Source organism: Pseudoclavibacter sp. RFBG4 (genome assembly GCF_002931515.1).
Lineage (GTDB): Bacteria > Actinomycetota > Actinomycetes > Actinomycetales > Microbacteriaceae > Pseudoclavibacter.
Window position 1 is genome coordinate 1 of the sequence record NZ_PSYC01000017.1, and the last position, 15,815, is coordinate 15,815.

Consider the following 15,815-nt stretch of genomic DNA (forward strand, 5'->3'; position numbering starts at 1 on the left):
ACCCTGTGGGAGAGTAGGTCACCGCCGGACTTCTTCATAAGCCGGGGTTGGTTGTTGAGTGAGCAGAGATGCTCCTCGATGACCAACCCCGGCTTTTTTGTGCCCGAAAACAACAGCATTACAGGCGGAGCAGCGGATGTGCGCCAGGGGCTGCTGAGGCGAGCGCCCGCAGCCCTGGCGCACGCAGAGAGGCCTAGAGACGGCCCGTGGCCTTCAGCTCGATGTAATGGTCTGCGATCGCCGGCGGCAGGGCCGACGGCGTCCCTGTCACCGTGTCCCCACCGAGGCGGAGAACCGTCTGGCGTACGCGCTCCTGATCCAGGAGCGCACGTTCTGCGGCCGACGCAGCATACGTCTGCTCGCGCGTCTCTCGACGCACGGCGACCTCGTGCACATCCGGGTTCAGCACCGACCCCAGCACGACGACGTGCTTGCTCGCCAGCTGCGGGAGCGCAGCGATGACGGGCTCGAGGGTGCCACCGGTCTCCAGCGTCGAGAGAATGACCACAAGAGAACGGTGCGTCGTCACTCCACGCACCAGCCCTGGGATGGCCCGCCAATCCGTCGCGATGAGCTCGGGCTCGACGTCCGCGAGCGACTCGACCATGCGGCTCAGCAGCTCAGCCCCCGAGACGCCTTGGATGCGCGCCCGCACTCGACGATCCCAGGCGACGACATCCACGCGGTCACCTGCTCGCGTGGCCAGCGCCGCGAGCAGCAGTGCGGACTCGATGGCGGTGTCGAGGCGCGTCTCGTCCGCGACTCGTGCCGCCGACGTCCGCCCGGTGTCGATCACGATCACCACGCGACGGTCACGCTCGGGCCGCCAGGTTCGTACCACCAGGTCCTGGCGACGAGCGGTGGCGCGCCAATCGATCGATCGGACGTCGTCGCCCCGCACGTACTCGCGCAGCGAATCGAACTCCGTGCCCTGCCCCCGGACCATGAGGCGCGTGGCGCCGTCCAGCTCGCGGAGACGCGCCAGTCGCGAGGGGAGATGCTTCCTCGAATTGAAGGGAGGGAGCACCCGGAGGATTCCGCGGTCAGCGAGGCTCACCTGTCGGGCCGCCAGACCCATCGGACCCCAGCTGCGGAGCGTGACGAGCTCGGCCCGACGGTCGCCGCGGCGCGAAGGAAGCAGCGGGAACTCGGCCACGCGCCGCTCGCCAGCAGGCACGTCCAGCTTCGGTCGGTGCTGCGTGCCGCCGGCCGTCGGCTCCCAGCCGTCGCGCACCTGCAGGCGCAGCGTGCGCGAGCCTCGGTTCGTGATGGCGACGCGGCTGAGGGCCTCCTCGCCGAGGCGAACCCGCGAGGGAAGGCTCCGCTCGATCTCCACCTGACGTGGCGCCCCCGCCAGGAGGACATCCGCGATGGACGTGAGCAGCACGAAGAGCAGCCAGATCGCCAACGTCACATACGCCGATTCAGCGGTCTGCCCGAAGAGCACCACCGGTACCGCGCCGACGGCGGTCAGCAGTACAAGACGTCCACTCACCACCATGCGCTCACGCTTCCCATCCAGCTCTCGACTTCAACGGTGATTCCGTGGCCTGCACCGGTCAGATCGGGACCTGGACCTGAGCGAGCACGGAGCGGAGGATCGCATCGGCGCCGACACCCTCCAGCTCGGCTTCCGGCCGGAGCTGGAGGCGGTGGCGAAGGACAGGAAGTGCCATCGCCTGCACGTGATCCGGAGTCACCGCCTGGTAGCCGCTCAGATACGCGAACGCCTTGCTCGCCGACATGAGGGCCGTCGCCCCGCGAGGAGAGACCCCCATGCGCACGGATGGAGACTGCCTGGTCGCTCGGGCGATGTCGACGATGTACGCCAGGACATCAGCTCGCACCTCGACGGCTGCCGCCTCGGCCTGCGCTCGGCGCAGCTCCTCGGCAGAGAGCGCGCTCCGCACCCCGGCGGCCCGCAGATCACGCGGAGAGAAGCCGGCGGCATGCCGGCGCAGCACCTCGAACTCCGCATCCCGAGACGGCAGCTCGAGGACGAGCTTCAGCAGGAAGCGGTCGAGCTGCGCCTCTGGCAGCGTGTACGTGCCCTCGTACTCGATGGGGTTCATCGTCGCGGCCACGAGGAAGGGAGCTGGGAGTGCGCGGGTCACGCCATCGGCGGATACCTGTCGCTCCTCCATCGCCTCGAGCAGCGCCGACTGCGTCTTCGGCGGCGTGCGGTTGATCTCGTCGGCGAGGAGGATGTTCGTGAAGACGGGGCCCTCGCGGAACTCGAACTCGCCAGCCGCGGAGTCGTAGACCAGCGACCCGGTGATGTCGCCCGGCATGAGGTCCGGCGTGAACTGGACCCGCTTCGTGTCGAGCGACAGGGTCTCGCTCAGCGTCCGTACGAGCAGCGTCTTGCCCACCCCGGGAACACCCTCGAGCAGCGCATGCCCGCCGGCGAGCAGGGCCACGAGGAGGCCATCGACGGCGCGCTCCTGTCCGACGACGGCCTTGGCGACCTCGCCGCGGACTCGCTGCAGTGATTCACGGACATCAGTGCTCATAGGTGCCTCCGTTGTTCTCGGCGGTGCTGCTTGGATCAGTGGTCGTGGGATGGGCAGAGCCAGGTCCGGTGCTGCTCGGATCGACGGCCGCTGCGACCTGCCGCTCGAGGGTCAGCAGCGCCTGGCTGAGGTCGAGGAGCTCGGCCTCGCTGCCAGGAACGGCGTCGAGCAGCGTCCACGAGACCGCAGCTCGGTTCGCCCCGAGGATCGCTGCGCTCGAGGTGATGATCTCCTGCACGTGGCTCGCGCGCGCCAGCCCAAGCGATTTCGCGAGACGAGTCGTCGTGCCGATGCGGAGATTGTCGAGCGCGCGAAGCCGCGCCCGCTGCTGCGCGTAGAGCCTGCCTCGGCCCTGCATCGTCTCGGAAGCCTCGACGATGACCGGCAGGCGCTCCTCGACGAGGGGCCCGAAGCGGCGTCCGCGCCACACCATGACCCCGAGGAGTGAGGCGAGCGCGATGAGGATGGTCGGTGTGAGCCACGGCGGGACGTAGGTGCTGAGCGACGGCTGGGCTCCGAAGACCGCCTCGGCGTCGGCGACGCCCGGCACGTACCAGACCAGCGACTGCGTCTCGCCGAGGACCGCAAGGCCCATGGCCGCGTTCGCGGCGCCGAGGACTTCGCCGTTGCTGATGTTGTCGGTCGCGCCCAGCGCGGCAAGCTCCGTTCCAGAGGAGAGCTCGGTCTCGACGTAGGCGAAGCGCCCTGACTCGGCGTAGCAGGCGCTGCCTCCGGGGGCCTCGTCGCTCAGCTGGTACAGCCGCGCGCCCCGCTGGGAGATGTCAGGGGCGAGATCGCCGAGCGGCGAGGCGCACTCCTCACCGGCGGCGACCGTGTCGCCATCTTCGCCGACGGCGCCGACCCCGCCCACGACGATCGCTCCGTCGAACGCCTCGAGGAGGCCTCGGCTCGGCGCGAGCAGCAGTACGCGCTCCGCGTCGAGCTCAGCGACCTGAGCGGCGAGATCGTCGACGGCCAGGCCGTCACGGTCGTGGATGACGAGCGTCGTGTCACCCTCAGCGTCCCTCAGCTGCGACCGAGCCTCCTCGAGGCTCGTCGCCGCGCTCGTGGACACGCCCTGGTCGCCGAGCACGGTGAAGACGGCCTTCGCCCCGTCGGGCCGTGCGGAGTCCACCCCGAGATACGGCGAGTTCGCGCTTGCTATTCCCCCGGCGAGGAGCGCGCTGGTCACGGCGATGACGACCGCGCCTGCGGCGATGAGCAGCCACGGACGCGCGAGTCTGAGCCGCTCGGGAACGGTCGGGGTCGCGGAGCTCGTGATGCTCACGAGCCGCGTCCAGTGAACGACGCCAGCTTGACGGGTGCTGCCGAGTCGAGTGCGAGGTCGAGATCGCGCAGCTGGCGCCAGTCAGCCTCGGAGGCCCCGAGGCCCAGGTACCTTGCAGCGTCGAAGGACCTCGCCGCGACATGCAGTGCGGGAGCGTGACCTGGGAACGAGACGCCCGTCGCCTCCGCGACCGCCGTCGCCGTCATCCCCGGGCTGAGGGAGATCACCGTGCGGTCATGCACGGCTCGAGCGAGCGCCCGGAACTGCTCCACGACGGCGGTCTCGAAGTCCCCCCGCGATGCCGCCGCGGCAGCGGAACCGCGCAGGTCTCGCGCAGAGCGCTCATCGCCGTCGAAGAGATCCGCGGGCGTTCCTGTCCGTCGCCTCGCCCGTTGAGCGAGGATCGGCCGGCCGATGAGCAGCGCGAGGACACCGAGGACGACGAGTCCGCCCAGGATGAGCGCGATCGGGGAGAAGCCCCCTGGCACCCCCTCGATGGGCCGGAGCAGGTCATTCACCCAGTTCCAGAAGTCGTCGATCCAGAGATCGAGCCAGGTGGGGGAGGCCTGCGTGTACTCGGCCTTCGCGAGCTCACCCTGCAGGAGATCGCGCGCCGGATCCTCGTCGATCTCGAGCGGCGGCTCCACCGAGCCGACCCACGGGCCGAGCCGCATCAGCGCACGTACCCCGGAGCACCCGTCGGGGAGACCGGCCGCTGCACCTGCACGTCGAAGTCCGCATCGGCGATGTCAGCTCCGGCAGCGGACTGCTCCGCGTATCGCTGCAGGGTGACGCCGAGCGCCTCCTTGCGCATCCGCAGGTCGAAGTACAGGATCGTCGCGTTCCCGCTCGTCAGGACGAGGACGATGGCCCCGAGGAGCACCTGCAGTGCGGAGGTGATGAGCAGGATCACGGCGAACGCGACGATCGTGCCGGCGTCCGGTTCGGACGACTCGCCGCTTCCGAGCGGCAGGATGATGACCTGGCCCAGGCTGACGGCCAGCTGCGCGACCGTCGAGACGGCGCCGGTGGCGACGTTCAGGATCACCTGGATGACGACGACGACCCCGAGCACTCGCCAGAAGTTGCCATGCGAGAGGTTCCAGCTGCGGCGGATGGCGGCGATGGGGCCGAGGCCCTCGAGGACGATGGCGCTCGGGGCGAACATGATCTTGATGCCGAGCCACACCATGAGCACGACCGTCGCCCCGCCGAGAAGCAGCGTGAAGATGACGCCCAGTCCGATCGAGCCGGCGATCGTCGCCTCATCTCCGCCTGACCCCGCGAGGACGGCGAACATGATGAGTGGGATGAGGAGCCAGCCGACCGCGATGAGCACAACCGCGCCGACACCGACGAGCAGCGCGTACCCGATCAGCCGCCAGATGCCGCGCCATCCCGCGCGCCAGGCCTCCTTGAAGCCGAGCTTCTCGCCGATCGCGCCACGGGCGACGACGCGCACGAGGATTCCCTGCAGGAGCGCTGAGCCGACGCCCGCGACCGCGAGGCCGAGGATCGCAGCGAGCGACGTCAGCGTGATGGAGGAGACCAGCATCGGCGTGATGTCCTCTTGGCTTCCCCCATAGGGGATGCGCGTGAACATGAGCATTCCGACGACGACCGGGAGCAGGCTCGCGAAGAGCGTCGTGGCTCCCATGACGATGACGGCGCTGCCGAGCGTGGTCTTGGGTGAGGTGCGGAACAAGCGGAACGTGGCGGCGAGCGCGTCGCCGAAGGCGAGCGGACGGAGGGGAAAGAGACCGGGTGTCGGCGCCGGCATCCACTGTCCGCCCGGCTGGCCCTGGCCCGGTTCCTGCGGCGGTCCGTACTGCCAGCTCGCAGGGCCGGGTGCGCCGTACTGCTCGGGCTGCTGGCCCTGCCACTGTCCCTGCCAGTGATCGGCCTGCGGGAAAGCGCTCGGCGTCTGCGCTCCGGGCTGCGGCGGATACGCGTGGTTGGGCTCGGGTGCGTGCTCGTATGGGCCATGCGTCACGTGTCCATCGTGGCACACCGCGCGCCGCGCACTCTGGGTTGAGCCTCTGAGGGGACTATGCCCGCTACGCTGAGGGAAGCGCCCGGTCTCGGGCAGGTTCTGGAACAGGGAGGGTTCTGTGGGCGAACGCATCCTCGTGGTCGATGACGACCTCGCACTGTCGGAGATGATCGGCATCGTTCTCAGGGCCGAAGGCTACGAACCCGAGTTCTGCGGCGACGGTGCGGCTGCCCTCGGCGAGTTCCGTCGGGTCAAGCCGGAACTGGTCCTGCTCGACGTCATGCTTCCCGGCCTGGACGGCATCCAGATCTGCCACCTGCTTCGCGCGGAATCCGGCACGCCTATCATCATGCTGACCGCGAAGTCGGACACGACCGACGTGGTCCGCGGGCTCGAAGCCGGCGCCGATGACTACATCGTCAAGCCCTTCAACCCCAAGGAGCTCGTCGCTCGTATCAAGACCCGGCTGCGCGCGAGCCAGCCAGAGGTGCAGAGCATCATCCGCGTCGGCGACCTCACGTTGAATGTCAACGCGCACGAGGTCCTTCGCGGCGAGGAGCAGATCAACCTGACTCCGCTCGAGTTCGATCTGCTGCTCACGCTCGCCGCGAAGCCGCAGAAGGTCTTCACGCGCGAGGAGCTGCTCGAGCAGGTCTGGGGCTACCAGTACAAGGCAGACACCCGTCTCGTCAACGTGCACGTGCAGCGGCTGCGCGCGAAGGTCGAGCACGACCCGGACCACCCGAAGATCGTGGCGACGGTTCGCGGCGTGGGGTACCGCGCTGGGAACACGACCGCGTTCTCCTGACGTGAGCGCAGTGGCCCGGCGCACGACCTCCTCCCCTTCTTCTCGGACTTCCGACGTCGACACGGAGGGCATCCGCGTCCCGTATCGGTGGCGTTCCGCGCACGGGGTATGGCGGAACCTCGTCTTCCTCTGGCGGACATCGCTTCCCTTCCGGACGATCGCGCTCTCGGTCGCGTTGACGACCGCGACGGTGCTGTCGGTCGGATTCGTCATGTCCAACTCCATCGCGAGCGACCTGTTCAATTCGAGGCTCAGGCCCCTCGTCTCCGAGACCGAGCGAGCGGTGACCGCGGCTCAGACGGTCTTCGCGTCCGGCGAGGAGACCGACAGCGCGGCCCTCGAGACCCTGCAGACGCTTGCGGTGGATGCGGCGCAGGACTCGGCGGCCAACAGCTACGGCGTCATCTTCATGCAGGGCGCCTCGGACGGCGAGGAGCAGTCGAACGAGCTGCGGGCGCTGGCGAAGGGTCCCGTCTCGGCCGAACTGGTCTCGCCGGAGTTGAAGGAAGCGGTGAGGTCGGGCGCGGAGACCGCGGCGACCGGAACGACCTCCGCGTCGCCGCAGACGTACTACCAGTCGATCGCGCTCGTCGACGAGTTCGGCAACGAGGTGCCAGGCATCGTCATCGGCTCGACCGTCACCGTGCAGAGCCTCGGCCAGTACGAGATGTACTTCGTGTACTCGATGGAGGAGACGCAGCAGACACTCGACTTCGTGCAGCGCACCCTCGTGGTCGCCATGATCGTCCTGGTGCTCCTGGTCGCCGTCATCACGGGCTTCGTCATGCGGGCCGTGATCCAGCCGATCCGCGAAGCCGCGAAGACGAGCCGGCGCCTCGCGGCGGGGCATCTGGAGCAGCGCGTGCCGGAGTCGGGAGAGGACGACATCGCGACGCTCGCGAGATCGTTCAACGAGATGGCGGACAGCCTGCAGGACCAGATCGAGCGCCTCGCGAACCTGTCGCAGGTGCAGCAGCGCTTCGTCTCGGATGTCTCGCACGAGCTGCGCACGCCCCTCACGACCATCCGTCTCGCCGGTGGGATGCTCTTCGACCGTCGCGACGACTTCGACACCGTGACGGCGCGGTCGGTCGAGCTCCTCCACGATCAGATCGAGCGGTTCGAGATCCTGCTCGCCGACCTCCTTGAGATCTCCAGGTACGACGCCGGAGCGGTCGAGATCCTGCGGGAGTCCAACAGTCTCGCGACCGTCGCCGACGATGTCATCGGGGCCATGACCCCGGTCGCACTCGATCACGGCACGCGCCTCGTGCTCAAGGCGCCCGGCGGCTACGGGGAGTCCGAGTTCGATGCTCGCCGCATCAACCGCGTCGTCAGGAACCTCCTCGGCAACGCCATCGAGCATGGCGAGGCGAAGCCGATCGTCGTGTCCGTCGACTCCAACGAGTCAGCCGTCGCGCTCTCCGTGCGCGACTACGGCATCGGCATGACCGAGGCCGAGCGCACCAGGGTCTTCGACCGCTTCTGGCGCGCCGACCCGTCGCGCAAGCGCACGATGGGTGGGTCCGGTCTCGGTCTCGCGATCTCGCTCGAGGACGTTCGCCTGCACGAAGGACGCTTGGAGGTCTGGTCGGAATCGGGCAAGGGGACGAACTTCCGGCTCACGCTGCCGCGATTCGTCGGCGGCAAGATCATGGGCTCACCGCTCCCGCTCGAGCCGGGAGACGCAGGAGCCGCCACCATCACGATCGACGAGGAGGACGTGTCCTCCGAGGCGTTCACCGACGAAGACGTCGACACGCAGCCGATCGAGCTGCCCGACCTCGTCGGCATGCGCTCCTCCAACGCCGAACCGCTCGTCTCCTCGGCGCCGACGAACTCCATGGATGTCATCGAGGTGACATCCCTCGACGAGCCGGCGCAGAGCCCCGCCCCCTGGGACGATGCGGAAGCGGTGGTGGTGACCAGCTCGGCTCCCGAGTCCGTGCCGTCGCTTCCCAGCATCCACGACCACGATGATGGTGGTCGCGACGGCGACGGCGACGGCGACGGCGACGCCGAGGAACGCCACGATGACGACGAGGGCAACGAGCCCGACATGCACGACGGGGACAGCCAGGGCGAGGGTCCGGCTGTCGGGGAATCGGCAGAGCAGGGGCAGGAGGAACGGACATGAGACGAGCTGCGAATGGGCGCCGCGCGACGCGAGGAGCCGCGGCCGGAATCCTGGTCATCGCGATGCTCATGCTCGTCGGATGCGCCCGCATCCCGACCTCCGGCCAGGTCCTCGCGGGCGAGTCCGAGCAGCAGGAGAGCGACCAGTCGTACAGCTTCTTCCCCGACCCGCCGCGAGACGGCATGAGTCGCGAGGAGGTCATCGAGGGGTTCCTCGATGCTGGAACCGGAACACAGAACGACTACGAGGTCGCCCGGGAATACCTCGCCGAGTCGTTCCGGCAGGAATGGGACCCGAACGCCCGCATCATCGTCACCGCGTCGGTGCCCGATGTGGTCGACGCCGGCTCCGAGCGGGTCGAGGCGAGCTACAAGTCCTCGGCCAGCGTTGACGCCGAGGGCATCTACAGCGAGCTCAAGAGCGGAACGACCGAGCGTCTCGACTTCACGCTCGCCCAGAACGCAGACGGCGAATGGCGGATCACGGAGGCGCCTCCCGGCATCGTGCTGCTGAACCAGAACTTCCGCAGTCTGTTCAAGAGCTACACCCTCTACTTCTACGACGACACGCTCTCGCGGCTCGTGCCGGACGTCCGGTGGTTCGACGCGCAGCAGACCGCGATGACGCGCATCGCGCGCGCCCTGGTCAACGGGCCAGCGCCCTGGCTCGCCGAGGGCAACGTCGTCAGCGCGATCCCCTCCGACGTGACCTTGCTCGGCGCCGTGACCGTCGAGGGAGATGTCGCCGACGTCGACTTCTCGTCGGTTCTCTCCTCGGCCTCCCCGGAACGGTATTCGCGGATGCTCCTGCAGCTCACCGAGAGCTTCGCCGATTTCGAGTCGATCACGAGCGTCACGATGTCCATCACGGGCGTCCCGATCGACCAGGATCTCCCACCAGAGGACGCCGTCGTCGTGAACCGGCAGGTGACCAGCACGCCCCTCGTCTACAAGGGCGGCGAGCTCGGGTTCCTGAGCGGTGTCAACGTGACGGCGTCGCCGGAGACCGCGGCCCTGCAAGGTGCACTGGCCTCCCTCGCCCCGCAGAAGGGTGCCTACTCGAGCGCTGGCGATGTCGCGTCGTTCGTGACGCCCAACGGTGTCTTCACGACGCCCATCGCCGTCCCCGATCCGCTGCTCGTCGATGCCAGGCCGGGCCCGCTCGCGATGAGCCTCGACAGCTGGGGGTACACCTGGACAGGCAGCACGGAGGGCTCAGGGCTGCGCGCCACGGATGTCGACGACCGTCAGCACAGCTGGCTGGAGCCCGCGGAGAACGTGGGCGCGACCGGGTACCGGGCCATCGCCGTCTCCCGAGACGGCGCCAGGCTCGCGGTGCTCGAGAACAGCTCCGTCGGCGTCAGAGTCGCCGTCATGGCGATCGAACGCGAGCCGAGCACCAACCGGCCGATCGGGCTCGGCAACCCGCTCATCCTGGAGCCGGGCGGCACGTCGCCGATCGACCTCGCCTGGGTCGATGAGACCTCGCTCGCGGTGCTCGCGACGGGGAGCGAGGGCACGGCCGAGGTCCGCACGCAGACCGTCGGCGGCACCGTCAGCGTCAATGGCGCCGTGCTCGATGGGCAGCAGATCACGGGAAGCAACACTCCCGCCGGGCTTCGAGTGCTCGACAAGGACCGCCACATCTACGTGCCGAAGGGCAACAGGTGGCAGCAGTCGGAGGCCGTCGTGGACTTCATCCTGACCCAGGTGTGATCCGCGGCCGATCCCGGTTCTCCACAGCGCTCAGATCGAGGCTGCGTCTCGCCCTCGTGCGCTGCCATCCTTGAGCGATGCCCCTGCCCTCCGGCGTCACCGCGCAGCTCCACGATCGAGTGGCGAGGCTGCGGGAGACCGCGCTCGATGCGCTGGCGGTTCTCCTCCCCGTCGCCTGCGCCGCCTGCGGCAGTCTCGGTCGGCCGCTCTGCCGGAGCTGCGCCGAGCAGCTTGCACGGCTCGCGGCGGTGCGCGCGTGCGCCGTCATGATCAGTGCCGCTGATGGAGGCAGGGTCCCGGTCATCGCCGCCTGCGACTACGAGGGTCCCGTGAAAGCGCTCCTCGCCTCGCTCAAGGAACGGGGGAGAGTGGACGCGGCACGCCCCCTCGGCCTGCTCCTGCGGTCGGCCGTGTCGGCGTTCGCCGACTCGGCCGGAGGGCGTCGGGAGCCGGCGGTTCGCTCCGGCCCCGTCTCCGCGGTCTGGGTGCCCGTGCTCGTCCCGTCGTCGGCGAGATCGATCCGCGCCCGCGGCTACGTGCACCTCGCGCTGCTCTGGCACCAGGCACTGCCCGGGACGAGGAGCGTCCGGGCGCTCCGACTCGTCCGGCGCGTGCAGGACCAAGCTGGACTCACGGCCCCGGCTCGGGCCGACAACCTGCGGTGTGCCTTCGCTGCCGACCCGGGACTGGCAGGTGCGCGGGTGCTGCTCATCGACGATGTCGTCACGAGTGGCGCGACGATGCGCGAGGCGGTCCGAGCCTTGGAAGCCGTCGGCGCAGTGGTGGTCGGAGGCGTCGTCGTCGCGGAGACGGTGCGCAGATCTGCCCGGGGAGCACACACGGAAGACGACACGCGCGGAGGGTAGACGATGTCTGCGAAATCGCAGACAACACCGGGTGAATTGGGGTCTACGATTGCGGCACAGCATCACGAGGCAGTGACACCTCGGCCTCGTGCAGAACGACAGGAGAGTGACATGGAAATCACGATCACCGGTCGCAACACCGAGATCCCGGACCGCTTCCGCGAGTACGCCACCGAGAAGGCGCTTGCGAAGGTCTCGCTTCTCGATGGCAAGACGCAGGCAGCGGAAATCAAGCTGACCAAGCGAACCGACAGGGCTGGAAACCTGCTCGACAAGGGCAAGGTCGAGATCACGCTCTTCGGTCCCGGCCCGGTCGTCCGCGCCGAGGCCGAGGCCGGTGACAAGTACGCGGCCTTCGATCTCGCGCTGGACAAGCTCGTCGAGCGACTCCGCCGCAACAAGGACCGCAAGAAGATCCACCGCGGCCAGCACACGCCACTCCGTCTCCAGGAGGTGGCCGCCGACAACTTCGCGCAGATCGACGTCACTCCCGCGAACACCGACACGATCCGTCTCGTGGAATCCGGGGCCACGGCGTCAGAGATCGAGGCTGAGGAGGAGAACCTCGAGGAGCTCTACTCGCCCGTCGTGATCCGTGAGAAGACCTTCGCTCCCAAGCGCCTCAGCAAGGACGAAGCGGTCGACCACATGGAGCTCCTTGGGCACGACTTCTTCCTCTTCATCGAGAGCGAGTCCCTCCGCCCGAGCGTCGTCTACCGACGCCGCGGGTGGGACTACGGAGTCATCGCGCTCGACGAGAACGCGGTTCCCGTCTCCTAGTTCTGCTCGCCCACCTCGCCCCGGTCGATGCATCCAGCATCGGACGGGGCGAGGTGCGTAGAATCAAGCGATATGCACAGCACGGGCTGTGCTTCGCCGCGCGCTCTCGCGCCACTTGCGTCAACCAGTAGGAGCAGACCTTGGCCTCAGTTCTCGAGAAGATCCTCCGCATGGGAGAAGGGCGCACCCTTCGCAAGCTGGAGAGCGTAGCCAAGCAGGTCGGTCGCCTCGAGGACGCCTTCAAGGAGTACAGCGATGACGAGCTCCGTGACATCACGGCCTCGTTCCGTGAACGTCACGAGGCCGGGGAGTCGCTCGACGCCCTCCTCCCGGAGGCCTTCGGCGCAGTCCGCGAGGCCGCAGGACGTGTGCTCGGCCTCCGGCACTACGACGTGCAGCTCATGGGTGGAGCGGCGCTCCACCTCGGCAACATCGCCGAGATGAAGACCGGTGAGGGCAAGACCCTCGTCGCCACCCTGCCCGCCTACCTCAACGCCATCGCCGGCAAGGGCGTGCACGTGGTCACGGTCAACGACTTCCTCGCGACCTACCAGTCCGACCTCATGGGCCGCGTCTTCCGCGCCCTCGGCATGACAACCGGATGCATCGTCGCTGGGCAGTCCCCGGCCGAGCGCCGTGAGCAGTACGCCGCCGATGTCACCTACGGCACGAACAACGAGTTCGGCTTCGACTACCTGCGCGACAACATGGCCTGGCGATCAGAGGACATGGTGCAGCGCGATCACTTCTTCGCGATCGTGGACGAGGTCGACTCCATCCTGATCGACGAGGCTCGAACACCCCTCATCATCTCCGGGCCAGCCCAAGGGGATGCGAACCGGTGGTACTCGGAGTTCGCATCGATCGTGCGCAAGCTCAAGGAGGGCCGCGACTACGAGGTCGACGAGAAGAAGCGAACCATCGGCGTGCTCGAGCCGGGCATCGACCGAGTGGAGGACGCCCTCGGCATCGACAACCTCTACGAGTCGGCCAACACCCCGCTCATCTCCTTCCTGAACAACGCCATCAAGGCGAAGGCGCTCTTCAAGCGCGACAAGGAATACGTCGTGCAGAACGGCGAAGTCAACATCGTCGACGAGCACACCGGCCGCATCCTGAAGGGCCGACGCTACAACGAGGGCCTCCACCAGGCCATCGAGGCGAAGGAAGGGGTGCAGATCAAGGCCGAGAACCAGACGATGGCGACGGTCACGCTGCAGAACTACTTCCTCATGTACGACAAGCTCGCAGGCATGACGGGTACGGCCGAGACCGAGGCCGCCGAGTTCATGAGCACCTACAAGCTCGGCGTCGTGCCCATCCGCACGAACCGCCCCATGCAGCGCAAGGACAACCCCGACCTCGTCTACAAGAACGAGAAGGTCAAGTTCGACCAGGTCGTCGAGGACATCGTCGAGCGCCACGAGACCGGCCAGCCGGTCCTGGTCGGCACGACGAGCGTCGAGAAGAGCGAGTACCTCTCGAAGCTCCTCGCGAAGCGCGGCATCAAGCACGAAGTGCTCAACGCGAAGAACCACGCACGCGAGGCGGCGATCGTCGCCCAGGCTGGGCGTCGAGGCGCCGTCACGGTCGCGACGAACATGGCCGGCCGCGGTACCGACATCATGCTCGGCGGAAACGCCGAGTTCCTCGCCGTCGCCGAGATGACGGCGCTCGGTCTCGACCCGCAGGAGAACGCGGACGAGTACGACGAGAAGTGGCTCGAGGTCTTCGGCTCCATGAAGGAGCAGGTGAAGAGCGAAGCCGACGAGGTGGCTGAGGCAGGGGGCCTCTACGTGCTCGGCACCGAGCGTCACGAGTCCCGCCGAATCGACAACCAGCTCCGCGGCCGCTCCGGCCGTCAGGGCGACCCAGGCGAGAGCCGCTTCTACCTGTCGATGACCGACGACCTCATGCGTCTCTTCAACACGGGAGCGACGCGCGCGATCATGGCCGGCGACGGAACACCAGACGACCTCGCCCTCGAGTCCCGCATCGTGTCGAGGGCCATCCGGTCCGCGCAGTCCCAAGTCGAGTCCCGCAACGCCGAGATCCGCAAGAACGTGCTCAAGTACGACAACGTGCTCAACGAGCAGCGCACCGCGATCTACAGCGATCGCCGCCGCATCCTCGAGGGCGACGACATCGCCGACAAGGTGCAGAACTTCCTCACCGACGCCATCGACGACATCATCCAGGAGCACACGGGCGACGGCACGGGCGACGACTGGGAGTTCGACGCCCTGTGGACCGACCTCAAGCAGCTCTACCCGGTGGGCATCACCGAGGACGAGCTCTTCGAGGAGGCCGGCGGGCGCAGCAAGCTCACGAGGAAGATGCTCGAGGACGAGGTCCTCTCCGATGCACGTCTCGCGTACAAGCGCCGTGAGGAGTCGATCGGCGAGGACGCGACCCGCGAGCTCGAGCGACGCGTCGTGCTGAGCGTCATCGACCGCAAGTGGCGCGACCACCTGTACGAGATGGACAACCTGAAGGATGGCATCGGCCTTCGCGCCATGGCCCAGCGCGACCCGCTCGTGGAGTACACGCGTGAGGGCTTCGCGATGTTCCAGCAGATGCTCGGCAGCATCCGCGAGGAGTCCGTCGGATTCCTCTACAACCTCGAGGTCACCGTCAAGAAGGACGAGACCCCGTCTGCGAGCGATACCCCGGACGTGCAGATCGTCGCGAAGGGGCTGGATGAGAAGGCCCAGACCGCGTTGAGCTACTCTGCCGCGACCGATCAGGGTGAGGTCGAGGTGCGCAACGAGCGCGGCCAGCTCAACCAGCGGGCGACGGCGGACGCGAAGCGTCGTGAGCGCGATCTCGGCACCTCCTCGGCGCTCGACCAGGCGCGTGAGGAAGCCGGCGAGGAGCCCGCGGCACCGGTCGCGAAGGCGCCGCAGGGCACGCGGCCCCGCCAGCCTGTCTCTCGCTCGGGGAACCCCGCCAAGCGTCAGGCCGCGGAGCAGGGCGAGCAGGCGGAGGCTGAGGCCTCGGGGCCGGCTGCCGGCAGCTCGTTCGGCAAGGGCGCGACGTCCAAGCCGGGTGGACAGCCGGCAGGCAACCGGGCCCAGCGCCGCAGGAAGAAGTAGCGACGGCTGCTCGGAGCCGAGCACCGTGACCAACCAGCGGGCGCCCCACACTGTGGGGCGCCCGCTGCGTCGTCTGCGGCGGGCGTTCGCGATCAGAGCACGTGGATCGCGGATGCTCGCCAGCGACGGTCGAGCCCTTCCAGCCGCACGGTGACCGCGCGCACGCGCGCGCCGAAATCGAGGATGACAACCGCGTCGACGATGTTCTCGCTCGTGGTCTGCACTCGCAGGCTCAACTCCACGAAGTGCGGGCGTCGCGTCGGTCGCCGCCGTGCCTGCCGCGCTCTGTTCGCGTGCTGCGTGCGGATGAGGAGATGGCGGAAGACGTCGTCGGTGACCCATCGCGAGAGCTGCTCGATGTCGCGGACGCCCGCGATGACCTCGACGACGCTCCTCGCGAGGTTCGAGATGAGCGGGCTCGGGTCGGGCAGGTCACTCGCGGCCGTACGTTCGCGGACGAACAGCGGATCGGCATCGATGAGCACCCCCGCCCCCGACGTGGCGGATGGATGAGCTGCATCGACGGCGCGTAGCGCCCCGATGCTGCGCGCTGGCAACATGCGGCCCCCGAGTGTTCTGCGGCGATTCCCCCCGAGCCGCCTGGCGTTATGAAACCATGC

The 15,815-nt window shown here is 68.3% G+C and carries 12 protein-coding genes; 6 read left to right on the forward strand and 6 right to left on the reverse strand.

Going from position 1 to position 15,815, the window contains the following annotated elements:
- Positions 1–193: 193 nt before the first annotated feature.
- The 5 genes from C5E10_RS04200 to C5E10_RS04220 are packed head-to-tail and all read right to left on the reverse strand — an operon-like array spanning position 194 to position 5,794.
- Positions 194–1,501 (reverse strand): DUF58 domain-containing protein, encoded by a 1,308-nt coding sequence (locus C5E10_RS04200; protein ID WP_104330582.1) that lies wholly within the window; start codon positions 1,499–1,501, stop codon positions 194–196.
- A gap of 58 nt (positions 1,502–1,559) precedes the next feature.
- Positions 1,560–2,513, reverse strand: a complete 954-nt coding sequence (locus tag C5E10_RS04205; RefSeq protein WP_104330583.1) for a MoxR family ATPase — start codon at positions 2,511–2,513, stop codon at positions 1,560–1,562.
- The gene (locus tag C5E10_RS04210; protein WP_104330584.1) at positions 2,503–3,801 is read right to left on the reverse strand and encodes a DUF4350 domain-containing protein; all 1,299 of its coding nucleotides are present in this window, start codon (positions 3,799–3,801) and stop codon (positions 2,503–2,505) included. Before C5E10_RS04210 ends, C5E10_RS04205 begins: the two co-directional genes overlap by 11 nt.
- Positions 3,798–4,475: a DUF4129 domain-containing protein gene (locus C5E10_RS04215; protein ID WP_104330585.1), complete on the reverse strand. Its 678-nt coding sequence runs from the start codon at positions 4,473–4,475 to the stop codon at positions 3,798–3,800. Before C5E10_RS04215 ends, C5E10_RS04210 begins: the two co-directional genes overlap by 4 nt.
- Positions 4,475–5,794, reverse strand: a complete 1,320-nt coding sequence (locus C5E10_RS04220; protein ID WP_104330586.1) for a hypothetical protein — start codon at positions 5,792–5,794, stop codon at positions 4,475–4,477. The genes C5E10_RS04215 and C5E10_RS04220 overlap by 1 nt, the downstream gene beginning before the upstream one ends.
- Before the next feature lie 118 nt (positions 5,795–5,912).
- Between C5E10_RS04220 and mtrA the strand changes: the two genes are divergently transcribed.
- From mtrA to secA, 6 genes are all read left to right on the forward strand, one after another.
- Positions 5,913–6,602, forward strand: coding sequence for an MtrAB system response regulator MtrA (gene mtrA / locus C5E10_RS04225; RefSeq protein WP_104240392.1), 690 nt, complete (start codon positions 5,913–5,915; stop codon positions 6,600–6,602).
- A gap of 1 nt (position 6,603) precedes the next feature.
- Positions 6,604–8,739 carry an MtrAB system histidine kinase MtrB gene (gene mtrB, locus C5E10_RS04230; protein WP_258070997.1) on the forward strand — a complete coding sequence of 712 codons (2,136 nt, stop codon included), beginning with the start codon at positions 6,604–6,606 and terminating at the stop codon, positions 8,737–8,739.
- A complete protein-coding gene (locus tag C5E10_RS04235; protein ID WP_104330587.1) occupies positions 8,736–10,454 on the forward strand; it encodes an LpqB family beta-propeller domain-containing protein in 1,719 nt (572 codons plus the stop codon). The genes mtrB and C5E10_RS04235 overlap by 4 nt, the downstream gene beginning before the upstream one ends.
- Before the next feature lie 77 nt (positions 10,455–10,531).
- On the forward strand, positions 10,532–11,320 hold the full coding sequence (locus C5E10_RS04240; protein ID WP_104330588.1) for a ComF family protein: 789 nt from the start codon (positions 10,532–10,534) through the stop codon (positions 11,318–11,320).
- Between the two features lie 111 nt (positions 11,321–11,431).
- Positions 11,432–12,100: a ribosome hibernation-promoting factor, HPF/YfiA family gene (gene hpf / locus C5E10_RS04245; protein ID WP_104330589.1), complete on the forward strand. Its 669-nt coding sequence runs from the start codon at positions 11,432–11,434 to the stop codon at positions 12,098–12,100.
- A gap of 140 nt (positions 12,101–12,240) precedes the next feature.
- Entirely contained in the window at positions 12,241–15,195 is a 2,955-nt protein-coding gene (gene secA, locus C5E10_RS04250; protein WP_104330590.1) for a preprotein translocase subunit SecA, read from the forward strand.
- Between the two features lie 92 nt (positions 15,196–15,287).
- Here secA and C5E10_RS04255 read toward each other — a convergent pair whose 3' ends face one another.
- A complete protein-coding gene (locus tag C5E10_RS04255; protein ID WP_146080150.1) occupies positions 15,288–15,755 on the reverse strand; it encodes an Rv3235 family protein in 468 nt (155 codons plus the stop codon).
- Positions 15,756–15,815: the final 60 nt, after the last annotated feature.